The sequence below is a fragment of the Curtobacterium sp. SGAir0471 genome (genome assembly GCF_005490985.1).
Classification (GTDB): Bacteria; Actinomycetota; Actinomycetes; order Actinomycetales; family Microbacteriaceae; genus Curtobacterium.
Map to the genome: position 1 here is coordinate 194,711 of NZ_CP027869.1, position 18,355 is coordinate 213,065.

Annotated in this window: 20 protein-coding genes; 9 read left to right on the forward strand and 11 right to left on the reverse strand. The window is 72.2% G+C overall.

The window, feature by feature from the left end:
* Nucleotides 1-19 precede the first annotated feature (19 nt).
* Nucleotides 20-376, reverse strand: coding sequence for a VOC family protein (locus tag C1N91_RS01020; RefSeq protein ID WP_137766219.1), 357 nt, complete (start codon nt 374-376; stop codon nt 20-22).
* Nucleotides 377-503: 127 nt separating this feature from the next.
* Between C1N91_RS01020 and C1N91_RS01025 the strand changes: the two genes are divergently transcribed.
* Nucleotides 504-812, forward strand: a complete 309-nt coding sequence (locus tag C1N91_RS01025) for a Dabb family protein (protein ID WP_137766220.1) — start codon at nt 504-506, stop codon at nt 810-812.
* 137 nt (nt 813-949) lie between these two features.
* On the opposite strand, the gene C1N91_RS01030 is transcribed toward C1N91_RS01025, so the two are convergent.
* Nucleotides 950-1,543 (reverse strand): DUF3800 domain-containing protein, encoded by a 594-nt coding sequence (locus C1N91_RS01030; protein WP_137766221.1) that lies wholly within the window; start codon nt 1,541-1,543, stop codon nt 950-952.
* A 128-nt stretch (nt 1,544-1,671) separates the two neighbouring features.
* On the opposite strand from C1N91_RS01030, the gene C1N91_RS01035 reads away from it, so the two are divergent.
* Nucleotides 1,672-2,397: a phosphatase PAP2 family protein gene (locus tag C1N91_RS01035; protein WP_175415848.1), complete on the forward strand. Its 726-nt coding sequence runs from the start codon at nt 1,672-1,674 to the stop codon at nt 2,395-2,397.
* 48 nt (nt 2,398-2,445) lie between these two features.
* On the opposite strand, the gene C1N91_RS01040 is transcribed toward C1N91_RS01035, so the two are convergent.
* Nucleotides 2,446-3,681 carry a multidrug effflux MFS transporter gene (locus tag C1N91_RS01040; protein ID WP_137766223.1) on the reverse strand — a complete coding sequence of 412 codons (1,236 nt, stop codon included), beginning with the start codon at nt 3,679-3,681 and terminating at the stop codon, nt 2,446-2,448.
* A gap of 46 nt (nt 3,682-3,727) precedes the next feature.
* Here C1N91_RS01040 and C1N91_RS01045 point away from each other — a divergent pair, with 46 nt between their 5' ends.
* The 3 genes from C1N91_RS01045 (at nt 3,728) to C1N91_RS01055 (ending at nt 6,671) form a co-directional block, all read left to right on the forward strand.
* Nucleotides 3,728-4,168 (forward strand): MarR family winged helix-turn-helix transcriptional regulator, encoded by a 441-nt coding sequence (locus C1N91_RS01045; RefSeq protein WP_137766224.1) that lies wholly within the window; start codon nt 3,728-3,730, stop codon nt 4,166-4,168.
* 233 nt (nt 4,169-4,401) lie between these two features.
* Entirely contained in the window at nt 4,402-5,640 is a 1,239-nt protein-coding gene (locus tag C1N91_RS01050) for an MFS transporter (RefSeq protein WP_137766225.1), read from the forward strand.
* A gap of 59 nt (nt 5,641-5,699) precedes the next feature.
* Nucleotides 5,700-6,671, forward strand: a complete 972-nt coding sequence (locus tag C1N91_RS01055; RefSeq protein ID WP_137766226.1) for an NAD-dependent epimerase/dehydratase family protein — start codon at nt 5,700-5,702, stop codon at nt 6,669-6,671.
* A gap of 142 nt (nt 6,672-6,813) precedes the next feature.
* Here the strand turns inward: C1N91_RS01055 and C1N91_RS01060 are convergent, their stop codons facing one another.
* The 8 genes from C1N91_RS01060 to C1N91_RS01095 all read right to left on the reverse strand — a co-directional run bounded on the left by C1N91_RS01060 (nt 6,814) and on the right by C1N91_RS01095 (nt 15,303).
* Complete coding sequence (locus tag C1N91_RS01060; RefSeq protein WP_137766227.1) at nt 6,814-7,788, reverse strand: DUF4190 domain-containing protein; 975 nt, start codon at nt 7,786-7,788, stop codon at nt 6,814-6,816.
* A gap of 296 nt (nt 7,789-8,084) precedes the next feature.
* On the reverse strand, nt 8,085-8,441 hold the full coding sequence (locus C1N91_RS01065) for a cation:proton antiporter (protein ID WP_137766228.1): 357 nt from the start codon (nt 8,439-8,441) through the stop codon (nt 8,085-8,087).
* Nucleotides 8,438-8,779 carry a sodium:proton antiporter gene (locus C1N91_RS01070; RefSeq protein WP_175415849.1) on the reverse strand — a complete coding sequence of 114 codons (342 nt, stop codon included), beginning with the start codon at nt 8,777-8,779 and terminating at the stop codon, nt 8,438-8,440. The genes C1N91_RS01065 and C1N91_RS01070 overlap by 4 nt, the downstream gene beginning before the upstream one ends.
* Nucleotides 8,776-9,357 carry a Na+/H+ antiporter subunit E gene (locus C1N91_RS01075; protein WP_137766229.1) on the reverse strand — a complete coding sequence of 194 codons (582 nt, stop codon included), beginning with the start codon at nt 9,355-9,357 and terminating at the stop codon, nt 8,776-8,778. The genes C1N91_RS01070 and C1N91_RS01075 overlap by 4 nt, the downstream gene beginning before the upstream one ends.
* Entirely contained in the window at nt 9,350-11,053 is a 1,704-nt protein-coding gene (locus C1N91_RS01080) for a Na+/H+ antiporter subunit D (protein WP_137766230.1), read from the reverse strand. The genes C1N91_RS01075 and C1N91_RS01080 overlap by 8 nt, the downstream gene beginning before the upstream one ends.
* Complete coding sequence (locus tag C1N91_RS01085; RefSeq protein WP_137766231.1) at nt 11,050-11,475, reverse strand: Na(+)/H(+) antiporter subunit C; 426 nt, start codon at nt 11,473-11,475, stop codon at nt 11,050-11,052. Before C1N91_RS01085 ends, C1N91_RS01080 begins: the two co-directional genes overlap by 4 nt.
* Nucleotides 11,472-14,399 (reverse strand): Na+/H+ antiporter subunit A, encoded by a 2,928-nt coding sequence (locus tag C1N91_RS01090; RefSeq protein WP_137766232.1) that lies wholly within the window; start codon nt 14,397-14,399, stop codon nt 11,472-11,474. The genes C1N91_RS01085 and C1N91_RS01090 overlap by 4 nt, the downstream gene beginning before the upstream one ends.
* Before the next feature lie 139 nt (nt 14,400-14,538).
* Nucleotides 14,539-15,303, reverse strand: a complete 765-nt coding sequence (locus C1N91_RS01095; protein WP_137766233.1) for an SDR family NAD(P)-dependent oxidoreductase — start codon at nt 15,301-15,303, stop codon at nt 14,539-14,541.
* 72 nt (nt 15,304-15,375) lie between these two features.
* Between C1N91_RS01095 and C1N91_RS01100 the strand changes: the two genes are divergently transcribed.
* Genes C1N91_RS01100 through C1N91_RS01115 form a run of 4 tightly spaced genes read left to right on the forward strand, consistent with a single transcriptional unit; the run spans nt 15,376 to nt 18,349 of the window.
* The gene (locus C1N91_RS01100) at nt 15,376-16,095 is read left to right on the forward strand and encodes an SDR family oxidoreductase (RefSeq protein ID WP_137766234.1); all 720 of its coding nucleotides are present in this window, start codon (nt 15,376-15,378) and stop codon (nt 16,093-16,095) included.
* Nucleotides 16,092-16,778 (forward strand): FadR/GntR family transcriptional regulator, encoded by a 687-nt coding sequence (locus tag C1N91_RS01105; RefSeq protein ID WP_137766235.1) that lies wholly within the window; start codon nt 16,092-16,094, stop codon nt 16,776-16,778. Before C1N91_RS01100 ends, C1N91_RS01105 begins: the two co-directional genes overlap by 4 nt.
* 36 nt (nt 16,779-16,814) lie before the next feature.
* Nucleotides 16,815-17,435 carry a DedA family protein gene (locus tag C1N91_RS01110; RefSeq protein WP_137766236.1) on the forward strand — a complete coding sequence of 207 codons (621 nt, stop codon included), beginning with the start codon at nt 16,815-16,817 and terminating at the stop codon, nt 17,433-17,435.
* A gap of 38 nt (nt 17,436-17,473) precedes the next feature.
* Complete coding sequence (locus C1N91_RS01115) at nt 17,474-18,349, forward strand: SMP-30/gluconolactonase/LRE family protein (RefSeq protein WP_137766237.1); 876 nt, start codon at nt 17,474-17,476, stop codon at nt 18,347-18,349.
* The last annotated feature ends 6 nt before the right edge of the window (nt 18,350-18,355 follow it).

Below are 18,355 nucleotides of genomic sequence, written 5' to 3' on the forward strand. Positions count from 1 at the left end.
TCCATCAGCCGTTCCCGCGTCAGCCCTGCGGCGGTGCGTACAGCTGCAGGTCGTTGCCCTCGCTGTCCCGGAAGGGGACGATCTTCCCCCACGGGTGCTCGCTGACGTCACCCGCGAACTCGACGCCCTTCGACCGCAGGTCGGCGACCTCGTCCTCGATGCTGCCGTCCGGTTGGAACGAGACGACTGCGCCGCCCCCGCTCGACGGGCTCGCCGACTCCCGGCCGTTCAGGCCGATGCGCAACCCGTTCGCGTCGATCTCGCTCCAGTCGTCGTCCTCGCTCGCGACCGTCAGGCCGAGCGTGTCCCGGTAGAAGGCGACCGCGCGCTGCATGTCGCTGACCGGTACCCACACTGCTGCCACTCCGCTTGCCATGGTGTTCCTCTCCGTCGTGCCGTCTCGTACGGGGCCGACGGTAGGTCGGGTGCCCGTGTGCGGACACAGGCGGAGTGGTGTCCCAGTGCGCCGGTGGCAGTGTGGGCGGTGACGACGGGAGCAGGGCATGGCCGGTGTGACGCACGTGGTGCTGGTGCAGTGGGACGCAGGACAGGACGGGATCGGCGAGCACGCCGCACGGGCGGACGACCTGTGCCGCGAGCACCTGTCCCGGATCGACGGGGTGGAGTCCGTGCACTCGGGGCCGAGCATCAGCACCGAGGGCAAGGAGGACGGCTTCGACTGGATGCTCACCGTGCGCTCCCGCGACCGCGAGGCGCTCGCCGGCTACCTGCCGCACCCGGAGCACCGCCCGGTCGCCGACCACATCGGCGCGGGCAGCAGCAACGTCGTCGTGTTCGACGTCGAGGACTGAGCGTGCGCTCTGATCGTCCTGCGCGAGTCGCCTCTGTCGACTAGCATGGACGGACGACGGGCCGTTGATCGGGACGTCGCCAGCCGAAGGCCCCGTCAGCGGGGCCTTCGTTCTTCCCGGACTCGTACGGCGCCGTCTCAGTGCGGCCAGGTCTCCCGGTGGACGACCGCCGGCGCGATCGCCTCCCACTGCCGTGCGAGCGTCCTGCGGGCTGCCGGATGTGGATCGTCGACACGTTCCCGCCGGTAGTGCACGTACATGGCCAGGTCCACGACCTGCAACCCGTCGGCGAAGCGAGAGCACGCGAAGTTGATCGGGGTGGAGATGTTCCGGAGCCTGGACGACTGCGGCCCTGGCGTGCCGAACTCCTGGTAGCCAGCGAACGCACGCTGGTGTTCTGCCTGCGTCGCGATCTCGTCGGCGACGACGATGGCCTGCTCGCCGGCACCGAGCGCGGCTGTGTAGCGGTCGACCTGCTCGAGGACGTGCCCGAACGCGACCGCGTGGGGAGTCCTCGGGTGCCGGTCCCTCGTGTGCAACCTCGCGACGTCGACTCCGCAGAGGACGTACCGGACACCTCCGTCGCGGGCGGCGCGGAGCACAGCCAACGAGATGCCCGCGGCCTCGCGGTGCCTGCCGCGCAGCACCCGCCACGAGCCGGTCCCGCCCATCAGCTCGTGGCCGTGGAACTCGATCGCCGGATCGGTTCCGTGTTCGTCGGAGCCTGACACGGAGGACGCTTCCCCGGGCAGGCCTGTGGATGCAGCACGTGGACGGGAGCGACTCCGGCTGTGTGGTCTCTGATCTGGACGGCCCATGCGTGGCGGGCACGAGCGGCTCTCCCTGGGACGATGGGCTGATGAGCACCGATCCCGAGCGCCGCCGCAGGAGGGCCGACGTCGTCGGCCTCCTCGAGCCGAACCCCCACCCGCTGGCGACCGTCACGATCGGCATCGGCGCAGTGGTCGTCCTGACGGTGATCGGCTTCTTCCTCGGCTCGGTGGACATCGGCCTCGCGAAGGCGTTCAACACGCTGCACACGGGTGCGGTCGGCGCCTTCACGACGGCGGTCTACCACGTCATCAGTCCGGTCCCGGCGATCGCGATCACGTTCGTCGTCGCGGGCATCATCTGGTGGCGGGCCAGGGACGTCCGGCCGGCGCTCGGGTTCGGGATGACGATCGCGATCACCTGGCTGCCCTCGGCGGTCGTCAAGGAGATCGTGCACCGGGCCCGCCCCGACGTGGCGCTCCTGCCGCACCCGTTCCCCGTCCAGCCCGACCCCGGGTACCCGAGCGGCCACACGGTCTACATCACCGCGTTCGTGATCGCGCTCGTGTGGGTCGTCCGTGAGACGCGGTGGCACCAGGTCGCCCGGATCGCCGGTGTCGTGGCGATCGTGGTGGTCTTCCTGTCGGTGTCGATCGACGCGGTGCACTACCCGACCGATGCCGCGGCGTCGATCCTGTGGGCACTGGCGGTGGCACCGGCGGCCCGGGTGGTGTGGGTGGACTGGGCGATGCCGCGCATCCCGTTCCTCCGCCCCCGGGAGGGCGCCGCGGTGCCATTCGTTCGCCGCCACTGACCGCGGCGACGGCCGACGAGCCCCGCTGCGCCGCAGGGTACGGGACGACTACGCCCGGCTGCGCCGCGCCGCCACGAGGGCGACGACGGCGACCACCGCGGCAGCGAGCATGACGACGGCGAGCGGTGCCGCCGTGCCCTCGCCCCCGATGCTGACGAGCGGTGACACGAGTGCTGCGAGCCCGAACTGCAGTGCCCCGAGCACGGCCGACGCACTGCCGGCGACCCCGGGCACCGCGCCGAGCGCCAGCGCCGTGGCGTTCCCGAGCACGAGGCCGAGCGACCCGACCGCGGCGAACAGCGGCACCGCGAGCCAGAGGACCGGCGCCCCGGTCGCGACGAGCAGCGCGAACGCCACGGTCGACGCCACCACGAGGGTGATGCCGAGCGTCAGGACGCCCTCGACCGACCGGGTCGCGGTGAGCTTCGCCGACAGGATGCTCACGCCCATCAGCGCGAGCGCGTTCAGGCCGAAGGCGAGCCCGTAGCCGACGGTGTCGAGCCCGAGCATGCCCTGGTACAGGAACGGCGACGCCGAGATGTACGCCATCATCACCGCGAACGCGAAGCCGAAGACCGCCGTGTAGCCGACGAACGTCCGCGATCGCAGGGCCCGCAGCGGCGAACCGGACGCCACGCGCTCGGCCCGCAGGGCGTCGCGGCGCGACCGCAGGTGCGTCTCCCGCACGACGGCGAGCACGGCGACGAGCATCAGCACCGACAGGCCGAGCACGATCGACAGCAGTCCGCGCCACCCGATCGGTCCGGTGAGCAGCCCGCCGAGCAGCGGCGCCACCACGGGGGCGACCCCGCCGACGATCATCATGAGCGAGAACGCCCGCGCCGCCGGCTTGCCGGTCGCGAGGTCGGAGATCACGGCGCGGCCGATCACCATGCCGGCCGCGCCTCCGAGGCCCTGCAGCAGGCGGGCGACGACGAGCACGCCGACGTTCGGCGCGAGCACGGCAGCGGCGCTCGCGAGCACGCAGAGTGCGGCTCCGGCGACGAGCGGGGGCACGCGGCCGAACCGGTCCGACAGCGGCCCGAAGACGAGCTGTCCCGCGGTCACGCCGACCAGGAACGCCGTCAGGGTGAGCTGCACGGTCGTCGCCGAGGCGGACAGCTCCGTGGTCATCCGGGGGAACGCCGGCAGGTACAGGTCGGTCGCGAAGGGCGCGACCGCGCTGAGCAGGCCGAGCACGAGCAGCAGCGGTGTCGTGATGCCCGTGGGGCGGGTGGAGGGCGTCGCCGTGGAGGCGCGGATGGATCCGGTGTCCGTCGTCATGGTTATGACATCATAACTCATTGTGGAGGAGCGGTACAGTGACGGCATGGCACCAGCGGTCTCCGACGACGCCCTCGCCGAGTTCGCCGACGTCGTGCTGCGCATCGGCCGCGAGGTCGACCCGCACGGCCCGCACGCGCTCGACATCGTGCCGCTCACGGGGACCGAGGCGCTCGTGATGCGCTGGGTGCACCGGAACCCGGGCGACTCGCCGAGCGCCGTCGCCGAGGCCACCGCCCTGCAGCGCAGCAACTGCAGCGTCGCGCTCCGCTCCCTCGTCGCGAAGGGCATGGTCGAGCGCCGCACGGACCCGGAGGACGCCCGGACCGTGCAGCTGCACCCCACCCCGCTCGCCCACGACAGCATCGCCCGGCTGCACGCGCACTGGGCGGGTCGGCTCCGCGCCGCCCTCGGCGGCGACGAGCACGGACTCGACGCGGCTGCCACCCTGCTCGCGCGCATCGACGACGGCCTGCGCCGCGGCTGACGACGGCCTGGAGGCGCGTGGCGGGGCCGCCACGCGCCTCCAGACCGTCCCGTGGTGCGCCCCGTGGTGCGTCCCGACGGATCCCGTGTGCCGTCCGGACGGGCTTGGTACCCTGGTGGGACACAACAGCAAGCAGTGTGTATCTACCGGCCGTCGACCCCACCGACGGACAGCGGCGGCACCCGACGGGCCCGCTGCCCGACCAGGCCGGGCCCCAGAAGGCACACCCCCTCATGCTCCAACCCCGACGCTCCGACGCGTCCCTCGTCTCCCTCGCCGGTCGGTGGTACTTCCCGATCGCGTTCGTCGCCCGGCTCCCCTTCGCGATGATGGTCGTCGGTGTCCTGACCCTCGTGGTCGCGTCCCGTGACTCCGTCGCCCTCGGCGGCATCAACTCCGCGTTCGTCGGCATCGGCTCGGCGGTCTTCGGGCCGCTCGTCGGTGCGGCCGCGGACCGCTTCGGCCAGCGTGCCGTCCTCGTGCCGGTCGGCCTCGCGAACGCCGTGCTCCTCGGGGTCCTGCCGCTCGTCGTCGCGAGCACCGCACCCGACCTCGCCGTCCTCGCCATGTCGTTCCTCATCGGAGCGACCGCGCCCCAGGTCGCGCCGATGTCCCGCACGCGACTCGTCGCGATCATCCGGCAGCGCATGTCCGGGGCCCGACGCGACAAGGTGTTCAGCGGCACGATGGCGTACGAGTCGGCCGCGGACGAGACCGTCTTCATCGTCGGACCGTTCCTGGTCGGCCTGCTCGCGAGCACGATCGCACCGTGGGTCGCCGTCGCGGGAGCCTCGGCGCTGACCTTCGTCTTCGTCACCGCCTTCGCCCTGCACCCGACCGGTGCCCTCGTCGTCGGTGGCCCGGCCCAGGAGACGCGCGCTCCGGCCCGGCAGCTGCTGCGCCCCCGGCTCCTCGTGGTCGTCGTCGGGATCCTCGGGATCGGGCTCTTCTTCGGAGCCACGCTGACCTCGCTGACGGCGTTCATGGAACAGCAGGGCGAGGCGTCCCGGGCGGGCCTGCTCTACGGCGTGATGGGGATCGGCTCCGCGGCGCTCGCGCTCGGGTCGGCTGCGTTCCCGCAGCGGTTCGGCGTCGCCTGGCGCTGGCTCGTGTTCGGCGTCGTGCTGCTCGGTGGCGCGATCGCCTTCAGCCGGGTGGACTCCGTCGGCGCGGTCGTCCTCGTGCTCGGCGTGATGGGCATCGGCATCGGTCCGACCCTCGTGGCGCAGTACAGCCTGGGCTCGGACCGGTCACCCGTCGGACGCTCGGCGACCACGATGACGATCCTCGGCTCGGCGGTCATCGTCGGGCAGTCGATCGCGTCGGCCGTCGTCGGCGAGGTCGCGGAGCGGGCCGGCACCGGTGCCGCGATGGCGTTCCCCGCGTACGCCGCGGCGCTGGTCGTCGCCGCCGCCGTGGTGGACCTGCTGCTCGCACGGCGGGAGCGCACGCCGGTCGCTGCGACCGCCTGACCCACCCTGCGCCCGGCCGGCGCGGCCCGACCGCTGCGGCTCGGTGCAGGCTGGACCACATGCGCATCCTCGTCCTCGGCGGCACCGCCTGGCTCGGCCGGACCGTCGTGCAGCACGCCCTCGACGCCGGTCACGACGTCGCCTGCGTCGCGCGCGGCTCCGACGTCCCCGCGGGCGCTCGGCTCGTGCAGGCCGACCGCGACCACGACGATGCCCTGGCCGTGGTGTCCCGTGAGCACTGGGACGCGGTCATCGACGTCTCGCGCGCCCCGGAGCACGTCCGCCGGGCCGTCCGGGACCTCGAGCCCGTCGCCGACCGGTACGTCTTCGTGTCGACCGTCAGCGTCTACGCCTCCCAGGCCGAGCGCGGTGCCGACGAACACGCCGCCGTGCTCGACCCGTCCGACGACCCCGCCGAGTACGGCGCCGCCAAGGTGGCGTGCGAGCGCGCGGTCGTCGACGCTTTCGGAGCCGAGCGGACGTCGATCGCCCGGGCCGGACTCGTCGGAGGACCGGGCGACCACACCGGACGTTCTGGCTACTGGCCGTGGCGGTTCGCTCGTGCAGCCGCGATCGGTCGCGCAGTCGTGATCCCCGCGCGGACGGACCGGTCCACCTCGGTGATCGACGTCCGTGACCTCGCGGACTGGCTCGTCGGAGCGGCCGAGGGTGGCCGAGCGGGCGTCCACGACGTCGCCGGCGAGGTCCTCACGTTGCGCCAGCACCTCGACGCAGCACGCGCGGCCGCCGCCGCGGACGTCCCGGTCGTGCCGCTGGCGGACGAGGTGCTCCTCGAGCGCGGCGTGGCCCCGTGGGCGGGTGCGAGGTCCCTGCCACTGTGGATCCCCGACGACGACCACCAAGGGATGAACGACCGCCCGGCCCACCGGGCGCGATCGGCCGGTCTGATGCGCAGACCGCTCGCCGAGACGCTGGCGGACGTGCTCGCATGGGAGCAGCTCCAGCCGGTCCACCCGCACGGCGCAGGACTCTCGGACGACGACGTGGACGAGATCTTGGGGGATGAGTAGAGGAAGTAGAGGAAGTAGAGGAAGTAGAGGAAGTGCCCCCGACCGCGGTCGGGGGCACTTCCTCTACAGCGTCGACTCGGTGCGCAGCGTCAGCCGAAGAATCCTGATCGGCGGCAGAAGAGCGTTTGCTGATCTCGGCGGCTCAGAAGGCGATGTACTTCCCGTTGTCGTAGAGCAGGAAGGACTGCGCGCTGTCCGGAACGAGGTAAGCGGTGTACCCGGTGAACTTCGATCCGGGGTAGAGGGTCGGTCCGTCGCTCATGGAGGGCATCCCATCACCGAACATGATGTACTCGCCGTCGTACCGGTTGCCCTCGGGGGTCGCGAGGGAGAGATCGACCGACGCAAGTGAGGGCTCGACGCCATCCGGGTCGATCCCCGTCATCGTCAGTTCCGCGACGACGTACTTGAACCCAGCCGGCGCTTCGTCGTTGAACATGTTGTACTGCGCGACGGCTGCATTTGCGTTGGCATCCACGATGCGCGCCGTCAAGCTGTACTTCTCGCCGCCGAGCAGCCCTTTGGCGGTGTAGGGCTGCGGCGCAGGGTTCTCGACGGTGCCAGCCGCAGCCGGAGCTGCCTCGGACGCCGTCTCAGACTCGTCGGCGGCGGCTGGCGCGTTCGGCGGGGTCTCCTGCTCCGACGGCTCGGTGGGCTTGGCCGTCTCAGCAGCCTCGACCACGCTGGAAGCCGTCGATGCGGAATCGGAGCTGTCATCCCCTCCGCCGGCCACTGCCAGGCCGGTCAGCAGGGCGACCCCGCCGAGGACGAGGCCGGTGATGGCCATCTTCTTCGCCTGCCGCTTGACCAGCGCCATGATCGCCAAGACGACGGCTGCGATGGCGAGCAAGAGGCCGAGCACGGGCACGAGGCCCGTGAGGAAGGCCAGGATGCCGACGACGAGCGCTGCGATGGACAGTCCGGTCGGCTGGGTCCCCGAGCCGGGGGCTTGCACCGTGGGAGGAGCCATCTGCGCCACCGATCCGTGCATCTGCGCGTTTGGCTGATCCGGCTGGAAGGGCGGCGGGGTCTCTGCCCAGTCGCGTCCGTCCCAGTAACGTGGTTCGTTGTCGGCGTGCGGTGCTGGGTACCAGCCGGGGGGTGTGTCCTGGGGCAAGGCTCGTTCTCTCGGGTCGTGGCGCAGGCCGCTCGGGGTGCGTTGCGCGATGGTCGGAGCGCTCGCTGCCCAACAAACCTTGCGGTCGGCTGGGCAGAACGTCGCTGATCGAAGCTCGAACCGGAACCGGTTGGTCTGGGTTGGGTCTCCGACGAGTGCTCCTCGGAGAAGCTAGACGAATTCGAAGGATCTTCGCTACTCGACGGTGCGCCCTAGAACGGGGGGGGGTGAGCCCGACTCTTCGATGGCGAGGTCGGCAGAGGTGCCAAGAGCGGGCCAAGCTAGCGCGGGGTGAGTCAGTCCTCGGTGTCGTCGACCAGCAGGTCCTCGTGCCGGTAGTCGTTCGACCGCAGCCCGGCACGCGCGATCATGTGCGTCGACACCGGCACCAGGAAGAGCTGGAACACGAGCACGGGCAGCACGACCCAGAACGCCGTCCAGGTCCACACCGCCACGACGATCGCGGCCAGGGCGAGTGCCAACCCGAGCACCTGCGGCTTCGCCATCGAGTGCAGTCGGACGAGCGGGTCCCGGAAGCGCACGATGCCGACGGCGGCACCGAGGGACAGCGCCGCGGCGACCAGCATCAGGCCGAGGGCGATCCAGGCGCGCACACCGGCGCCGTCGACGAAGGACTCCAGGATCTCGATCACTTCGACTCCTCCTCCACGGCGTGCTCCGGCGTGGTCACGTCCGTGCCCTCGTCGGACGGGTCCGACGACGGCGTGACGATGCGCGCGACGGCGATGGTCGCGAACACGCTCGTCGCCGCGATGACGACCAGCACCGGCACCGCGGTCAGGTCGCGCCGGACCACCATCGCGGCGGCGATCACGACGAGCGCGGTGGTGAGCACCATGTCGGACCCGATCATCCGGTCGAGGATCGTCGGTCCGCGGACGATCCGCCCGACGGCCAGCGCGAGCGTGGCGCCGAGCAGCACGAGGACGAGGGCGATCCCGACGGCCATGACGACGACCGCGGCGCTCACCAGGTCACCTCCGGCAGCGGCTCGGCGAGTTCGGAGACGTCCTGCTTCGACCCGATGGCGCGGATGACGAGCTCCTCGATTCGTGCGACGGTCCGCCGCTCCTGGTCGACCTGCTCAGGGCGCTCGGTGTCGAGCACGTGGATGAGCAGGCGTCGGCGGGGCAGGTCGACGTCGGCGACGTACGACCCGGGCACGAGGGAGATCGCCAGGGTGGCGAGCGTGAAGGTCATCTCCGACGTGGTGTGCAGCTGCACGAGCACGATCGAGCTCCGGCGGACACCGCGTGGCCGGACGGCCGCCCAGGCCACCCGGAACGAGGCGACGACGACGTGCCCGGCCCAGACCACCAGGAACCACAGCGCGCGCGGCAGCGAGAACCGCTTCGACAGGGGGACCGGCGGCAGCGGCAGCAGCTGCGTGACGAGGAGCGCGACGACCAGGCCGCACAGCAGCGTCAGGACGCTCCACGACCCCCACAGCAGCGCCCAGAGCACGGTCAGTCCGGCCACGAGCGGCACGTCGTACCGCCAGGCGACGGCGATCCGTCGGGCGTTGGTGATGCGGCGAGTGTCACTCATCGGTACCTCCGTCCGAGCTGCCCAGGACCGCCTGCACGTACCGGGCGGGTGACTCCAGCGACTCCGCCGCGCGGGTCGCGTAGCCGTAGAGCGGCCCGGCGACGACGGTCAGGGCGACCGACCCGAGGACCGCCACCGTCGTGACGGCGACGAGCATCCGCGGCAGCGGCGTGTGGACCGACGGCTCGACGGCCGCGGTCTGGCCGGTGGCCGGACTGGAGGCACTGCTCGCGTGCGCCGCGTCGGTGACGGTGGTCGAGCCTCCCGGGTGGTACGCCTCGCCCGTCTCCTCGGAGACGGTCAGCGGCGCGGGTTCCGGCGACCGCAGGTGGGCGTGCGGCTCGGCCGTGCTGGCGTGCGGGGCCGCCGCCTCGGCGGCGGGCTTCGGCCGCCAGAAGGCCGCGTCCCAGACGCGCATCAGCGCGTACAGGGTCAGGAGGCTCGTGACCACCCCGGCACCGACCGTCACCCAGGCCATCGGGGACCCGTCCTCGGCCGCGGCGCGGAACAGGCCGAGCTTGCCGATGAAGCCGGAGAACGGCGGGATGCCGCCGAGGTTGAACGCCGGCACCAGGTAGAGCGCCGCGAGGAGCGGGGCGGCCTTGAGCAGTCCGCCGAGCGACCGGGTCGACGTCGTCCCGCCGACGCGTTCCATCACCCCCGACACCAGGAACAGGGTGGTCTGCACGACGATGTGGTGCACCGTGTAGAACACGGCCGCGGCGGTGCCGACGACGGAGCCGAGCCCGACGCCCATCACCATGAAGCCGATGTGGCTGATGAGCGTGAAGGACAGCAGGCGCTTCACGTCGGTCTGGGACACGGCCCCCAGCACGCCGACGATCATCGTGAGCACGGCGACGACGAGCAGCACCGTGTTGAGCTGGGGTCGCGGGAAGATGATCGTCTCGAGGCGGATGATCGCGTAGATGCCGACCTTGGTGAGCAGACCGGCGAACACCGCGGTGACCGGCGCCGGTGCGGTGGGGTAGGAGTCGGGCAGCCAGAAGGCGAGCGGGAACACCGCGGCCTTGATGCCGAAGGCGATGAGCAGCATCGTGTGGAGCAGGAGCTGCACGTGCTCGGGGAGCCCGGCGACGCGCTCCGAGATCTGCGCGATGTTCACCGTGCCGGTCGCGCCGTAGACCAGGCCGATCGAGGCGAGGAAGAGCGCCGAGGCGATCAGGCTCGTGATGATGTACGTCGTGCCGGCCCGGACGCGCTGCTCGCTGCCACCCAGGGTGATGAGCACGTAGCTGGCCACCAGGAGCATCTCGAAGGCGACGTAGAGGTTGAACAGGTCACCCGCGAGGAACGCGTCGAGCACGCCGGCCGCGAGCACGAGGTACGTCGGGTAGTAGATCGTGACGGGAGCGTCCTCGTCGTCGGCCGCCAGCCCCTGACCGATCGAGAACAGCAGGACGAGCAGGAGCACGCTCGCGCTCACGGTGAGGAGCAGCGCGCTCAACCGGTCGACCACGAGCGAGATGCCGTACGGCGCCTGCCACCCGCCGACCTGCACGACGATGGTGCCGTGCTGGTCGACGAGCACCATGAGCGTGGCGGCGACGACCACGGCGACGGCGAGCACCGCGACCGTGATGGCGCGCTGGAGCTTCTGATGCCGCAACAACCCGAGCGCGACGGCGGCGCCGAGCAGCGGGACGAGGACGAGCAGGGGGACGAGCCAGGTCATCGCGTGGCCTCCTCGTTCTGGGCTGCTTCGGGGTCGGTGTCGATCTCGGGGTCGTCGTCGGCGGGGTCGTCCTCGCGGTCCCGGCCGATGGCGGCGTCGGCCTCGTCGACCTCGACCTCGTCGGCGCGGGACAGCTTCCAGGAGCGGTGGATGAGTGCGAGCAGGAACGCGCTCACCGCGAAGGTGATGACGATGGCGGTCAGGGCGAACGCCTGGGGGAGCGGGTCGGTGATGCCCTCGGACGAGCCGCCGATCGGGGGGTTGCCCGCCGCGCCGGACATGATGAGCAGCAGCAGGTTGAGCGAGTTGCCGAGCAGCAGGAAGCCGAGCAGCATCCGGGTCAGCGACCGCTCGAGCAGCAGGTACACGCCGCACGAGAACAGCACCGCCATCGCGATGACGAGGACCAGGGTGATGGTCATACGGCACTCCCCTCCGGGGTCGTGGCGGCGGTGTTGTCGTCGACGTCGCCCTCCGTGGTGTCGGTGATGCGGGCGCGGGAGTCCTCGAGGCGCTGCCGGTCGACCTCGGCCCCGAGGCTCCGGAGCACGTCGAGCACGAGTCCGACGACCACCAGGTAGACGCCGATGTCGAAGAACGTCGCGGTGACGAACTCGACGTGGCCGAGCACGGGGACGTCTGCCTCGATGAAGGACGAGTACAGCGCTTCCTTCCCGAAGAACAGCGGGACGATCGCGGTCGTGGCCGCGGTCGCGACACCGAGTCCGAGCAGGCGTCCGGCCCGCACGGGAGCGGCGGCGCCGAGCTCCGCGGGGCCGCCGGCGAGGTACCGGCCGGCCAGTGCGATGCCCGCGACGAGCCCACCGGCGAACCCGCCGCCCGCGGCGTTGTGCCCGGCGAAGAGCAGGTAGAGCGACAGCACGACGAGCCCGTGGAAGAGGAGGCGGACGACCACGTCGAGCAGCGCCGAGCGGCCGGTCGGGATCGCGGCGCTCGTCGGCAGCCACGCGCGGGGCTCGCCGTCCGGACGGTGCTTGTCGCTGGTGACGCTCGACGGCAGGTCCCGCAGTCGCGGCAGGGTGTCCTCCCGCGAGTCGAGGAAGATGAGGCTCGCGACACCCGTCGCCGCTGCGACGACGACGGTCAGCTCGCCGAGCGTGTCCCAGCCGCGCAGGTCGACCAGGGCGACGTTCACGACGTTGAGGCCGTGCCCGAAGGACTTCGTGAGGGCCGGGATGTCGGGCCAGATCGGGGTGCTGTTCCGCGCCGAGGCGGCGACGACGACCACGATCGCCATCGTGACGCCGGCGAGTGCGGCGAACAGCGCCCGGGCGATCCGGAAGCGCGACGGGTTGGCCGTGGCGATCCGCGGGGGGAGCCGGCGGAGCACCAGCACGAACGCGATGAGCGTGACGGTCTCGACGACGAGCTGGGTGAGCGCGAGGTCGACCGCGCCGTGCAGGACGAAGAGCACGGACATCCCGTACCCGGTGACCCCGACGAGCACCGCGGCGGCGAACCGGGTCTTCGCCGTCAGCACCGCGATCGCGGCGACGGCCATCACGGCGACCACCGGCACCTGGCCCCACGAGTCGGCGAACCGCACGCGGAAGGCCCACGGGCCGCCGAGCACCAGGTTCGCCAGCGCACCGGCGACGAACACCGACAGGATGACGGTCAGGTAGTAGGGGAGCGAACCACGCTGCACCCCGGCGGTGAGTCCGGTCGCCAGGCGGTCGAGCCCGCGCATGGTCTTCCGGTAGGTGTCCGCCGCGCTCGGCGACCCGGAGAGCCGGTGCTGCAGGGCCTCGACCCATCGTCGCGCGAGGAAGAGGGCGACACCGCCGACGAGGGTGATCGCGGAGAGGCCGAGTGCGGGCTCGAGTCCGTGCCAGAGCGCCAGGTGCGGGACCTCGCCCTCGGGCAGCGCCGCGGCGGTCGCAGCGGGCTCGACGCCGTGTGCGACGACGGGCGTGAGCACACCCAGTGCCAGGCCGGCGACCGCGAGGACGGACGGGACGACGCCGAGTCCGTGCAGGCCGTGTGCCTCGGTGTCGGCCACGCCGGACTTCCGCGCGAAGGTGCCCCAGAGGAAGCGGAGCGAGTAGGCCACGGTGAGGAGCGAGCCGAGCGTGACCCCGACGAGCGCGATCCACGCCCAGGCGGCCTGCGGACCGTGGAGTTCCTCGACGAGACCGGTCAGGACGGCCTCCTTCGCGACGAACCCGACCGTCGGCGGGATGCCCGCCATCGAGGCGAGGGCGAGGACGGCCACGACGGCGAGCCACGGCATCTTCCGTCCGAGCCCGCTGAGCTTCCGCAGGTCACGGGTTCCGGTCACGTGGTCGACCGCGCCGACGACGAGGAACAGCGTCGACTTGAACGTGGCGTGGGCGACGAGCAGGGCGACGCCGCCCAGGGCGACGGCCGGTGCGCCCCACCCCGCCGCGAGGACGAGGAACCCGAGCTGCGCGACCGTGCCGTAGGCGAGCAGCAGCTTGACGTCGGTCTGCCGCAGCGCCCGGTAGCCACCGATCAGCATGCCGAGCACGCCGAGCACGGTGATCGTCTCGCGCCAGCCGGTCAGCAGCGCGAAGGCCGGGGCCAGGCGCGCGACCAGGTAGATGCCGGCCTTGACCATCGCGGCGGCGTGCAGGTAGGCGCTGACCGGGGTCGGCGCGGCCATCGCTGCCGGCAGCCAGAAGTGGAACGGGACGATCGCGGACTTCGTCAGCGCGCCGAGGAGCACGAGGACGACCACGACCGGCACGAGTGGCCCGGGACGGTCGACGAGCTCGGGCGCCTGCGCGATGATGCCGGACAGGCTCGTGGTGCCCGCGGTGACCGACAGGGCGACGAGTCCGGCGAGCATCGCCAGCCCGCCGGCGGTCGTCACGACGAGGGCCTGCATCGCGGCGGCACGGCTCGCGCGCTTGTCGGCGTCCTGCCCGATGAGCAGGTACGAGAAGACCGTCGTGGCCTCCCACAGCACGAAGAGCACGATCACGTCGTCGGCGACGACCAGGCCGTACATCGACCCGGCGAACGCGGTCAGGACGGACGCGAACCGGCCGAGCCCGGGCTCGTCCCGCCCGAAGTACGACGCGCAGTAGACGAGCACGAGCGCCCCGACGGCCGAGACGACCAGGGCGAGCACCCACGACAGGGCGTCCATCCGCAGGGACAGCGCCAGGTCGAGCTCCGGGATCCACTGCCACCGACTCGTGACCCCACCGTGCAGGGCGGCGTCGGTCTGTGCGACGGTCAGCACCGCGGCGGAGGCGGGCGCGAGGGCGGCGACGTAGAAGACGCGGCGCCCCATCAGCGGGGTCAGGGCGGGGACGATCAGGGCGACGATCGCGAACGCGACGAGGACGGAGACCATCGGGCACCTCCTCGGGGTCGGGCTGCAGTCCGGCTCACTGGGTCCTCACAGCCTACGGAATGAGGGATGACAGGTTCCTGAGCGCCCGGACAGGCGCGCTCGTCGGTGCGGACGGCTCCACTCTGCTCCGTGCCCGGCCTCAGCGCCCGTGCGCCCGTGCCGGGATCTGCGTCGCGAGCTTGCCGCCGGACACGTCGACGAGCGTCCCCGTGATGTAGGCGGACGCGTCGCTCGCGAGGAAGACCAGCAGGTCGGCGACGTCGTCCGGGGTCTCCCACCGCCGGAGCGAGAGCGTGTCGAGCAGTCGGTCCTGGTCGGCCTGCGGCATCGCGGCGAAGCCGTTCATCGCGGTCGGCACCATGCCCGGGGCGTACGCGTTCACGGTGATGCCCCACGGGCCGAGCTCCGATGCGAGCACCCGCGTGAAGGAGACCACCGCGGCCTTCGACGCCGCGTAGGCCGCACTGCCCACGCTCGGCACGATCGCCGCGAACGATGCCGCGTTGACGATCCTGCCGCGTCCGGCTGCCTGCATCACCGGCGCGATCGCCTGGCTGACCAGGAAGGTCCCGCCGAGGTTGACGTCCATGCAGCGCCGCCACTCGTCCCACCCGAGCTCGGCGACGGTCCCGGTGACGTTGATGCCCGCGTTGTTGACGAGCACGTCGACGGTGCCGTGTCGACGCACCACCTCGTCGACGGCGGCGCGGACGGAGCCCGGATCGGCGACGTTGCACACGACCTGCTCCACGTCCGGCGTCGCCGTCGCGGTGTCGTCGTCGAAGGCGAGGTCGAACGCGACGACGCGGCACCCCTCGGCGGCGAACCGAGCGGCGAGGGTCCGGCCGATCCCCCTGCCGGCTCCGGTGACGACCACCACGCGGTCGGTCAGGTCGAGGTGCATGCACGGCTCCCGTTGTCGGCGCTGACGAGGACCGACGGGCGCCGGTGCCTCCAATGGTCATACTATTCGAGCATGACGGCGAAGGTGCTCTGGATCACGGGTGGCGGCAGCGGGATGGGGGCGGCGAGCGCGATCGCCGCGGGCCGCGACGGATGGACGATCGTGCTCAGCGGTCGTCGGCGGGAGCGACTCGAACGGGTCGCGGACGAGGTCCGGGCGACCGGCGGAACGGTGGACGTGCTGCCGCTCGACGTGACGGATGCCGGAGCCGTGTCGGCCGCTCGCGACACCGTGCTCGAGCGGTACGGGCGCATCGACGGCCTGGTGCTGGCCGCGGGGCTGAACACGCCGGCGCGACGCTGGGCCGACCAGTCGCTCGCCGACGTCAGAGCCGTCCTCGACACGAACACGACCGCGGTGGTGACGGTCGTCGACGCGGCGCTGCCGGCGCTCCGGGAGTCGGGCGGCGTGGTCGTGGTGGTGTCGTCCTACGCGGGCTGGTCCTTCCAACCCGGCGCCGGTGTCGCGTACTCGGCGAGCAAGACGGCGCTCGGATCGATCGTCCGGACGCTCAACCAGCAGGAGGCCGAGCACGGCGTGCGTGCCACCCACCTGTGCCCGGGCGACGTCGCCACGGACTTCCTCGACCAGCGGCCGGAGGTCCCCGACGCGGCGGCCCGTGCACGGATGCTGCAGCCCGAGGACGTCGGCCGGACCGTCGTCTTCGTGCTCGGGCAGCCGGAGCACGTGCGGATCGACGAGCTGGTCCTGTCGCCCGTCGCGCAGCGGTGACGAGCGCCTTCGACCGGGTGCTCGACGGGATCGGCGCCGCCGTCGTCACCGGTGCCTTCGCCCCGGGCAGCCGCCGGAGCACGGACGACCTGGTCGCGTGGTCCGGCGCGAGCCGCAGCATCGTGCGCGAGGCGGTCCGGGTCCTCGTCGCCCTCGGCATGCTCCGTGCGCGGCCCCGGGTCGGTGTGGTCGTCGCGCACCCCGCCGACTGGGACGTCCTCGATCCGCGGGTCGTCCGCTGGCGCCTCCAGGGACCGGACGCCGCGCGGGTGTCCGCCGAGCTCCGCGAGCTGCGGACCGCCGTGGAGCCGGCAGCGGCCGCCGCGGCGGCCCGACGAGCTCCCCTCGACGAGTGCGCGGCCGGCCGGGAGGCGCTGCTCGCCACCGCGGACGAGCTCGCGTCCGCCGCGGCCGAGGACCGCCGCCTCGACTTCACCGTCGCGGACATCCGGCTGCACGCCCTCGTGCTGGACCTGTCCGGCAACGCGCTGTACCGACGACTGCACCGGGTGGGCGGGGAGACGCTCCGTGAGCGCGGCAGCATCCGTCCGGACCGGCACGACGTCGGACTCCACCGCACGCTCGCGCAGGCGGTCGCCGGCGGTCGACCGGACGAGGCCGCCGACGTGATGCGCGAGATCGAGCGACGGACCGAGCGCCGACCGGGCCCCGACCTGGGATGATCGAGGTCGACGCGCCCGCGTCGACGGAGGTGACCGGTGGACGCAGCGCAGGAGATGGTGCTCCAGCTCGTCGGCACGCCGTGGGCCTTCCTCGTCGTCGGGCTCGTGCTCGCCGTCGGCAGCGTCGCGGTCTTCCTGCCGAGCCAGGCGCTGGTCGTGGCGATCGGCACCCTGCTCGTCGGGGGTGACGGCGGCCTCCTGCCGGTGCTCGTCCTGGTGGTCGCGGCGACGGTCGGCATGGTGCTCGGCGACGTCGCACTCTGGCACCTCGCGCGGACCGTCGACCTCGGCTCGCGGTCGTGGTTCAGCCGCCCGAAGGTCCGGAAGGCGCGCGAGTCGATCGACGCCCGCTACCGGAAGGCCCCCGGACGCATCGCCGTCCTCGGTCGGTTCATCCCGATGGGCCGGCTCACCACGAACCTGGTCGGTGCCGACAGCGGGCTCGACCTCCGACGCTTCCTGGTCACCTGCCTCGTCGCCGACGTCGTCTGGGCCGCCTACTGCGTGGGCATCGCCGCCGCCACCGGGAGCTGGAGCCGCGACCAGCCCTTCCTCGTCACGACGCTCGCGGTCGTCGCCTCGATCCTGCTCGGCCTCGCGATCTCGGCGGTCGAGAAGGCCGTGCGGCGTCGCGCCGAGGGCGCTGCGGTCGCCTGACGTCGTAGCGTGGGGTCACCGTCCGAAGGAGGACCCCCGTGCCGAGCCTCACCGACCTCGTCCCCGATCCCGACGCGGTCGAGCGCATCGCGACGGGTAGCACGTGGGCCGAGGGGCCGTGCTGGATCCCGTCGAGTCGCACGCTGCGGTGGTCGGACATCCCGGGCGACCGGATCCTCCAGTGGCACCAGGAGTCCGGCGAGACGACGGTGTACGCATCGGGTGTCGAGTACACGAACGGCCGGACCCTCGACCGTGACGGTTCCGTCGTGCAGTGCTCGCACGGCCGGCGACGCGTCGAGCGCGACCGGGACGGTACGGTCACCGCGGTCGTCGACGGCTGGCGGGACGCGCGGTTGAACTCGCCGAACGACGTCGTCGTCGCGCGGGACGGCTCGATCTGGTTCACCGATCCGGCGTACGGCATCACGCAGCCACGCGAGGGGCATCCGGGGGAGCGGGAGTACGGCGACCACTGGGTGTTCCGGTGCGGGCCGCACGGAGCGGACCTGCGTCCCGTGGTGCTCGACGTCGACGAGCCGAACGGCCTCGCCTTCTCGCCCGACGGACGGACGCTGTACGTGGCGAGTTCGTCGGCGCAGGACCCGGTCGTCCGCGCGTACGACGTCGACGGGACACGGGTGAAGAACGGCCGCGTGTTCGTCCGGCTCGACGAGGGCGAGGGCGTCCCGGACGGCATCCGCGTCGACGCCGACGGCAACGTGTGGTCCTCGACGCACCGGGGTGTGACGGTGTTCGCGCCCGACGGCACCCGCACCGGCGACGTCCCCGTGCCGGAGGTCGTCTCGAACCTCTGCTTCGGCGGTGACGACGGCACGACCCTGTTCGTCACCGCGACGACCTCGCTGTACCGCATCGCGACCACGACCCGGGACGCCGCTGCCGTATCCTGAGCCGGC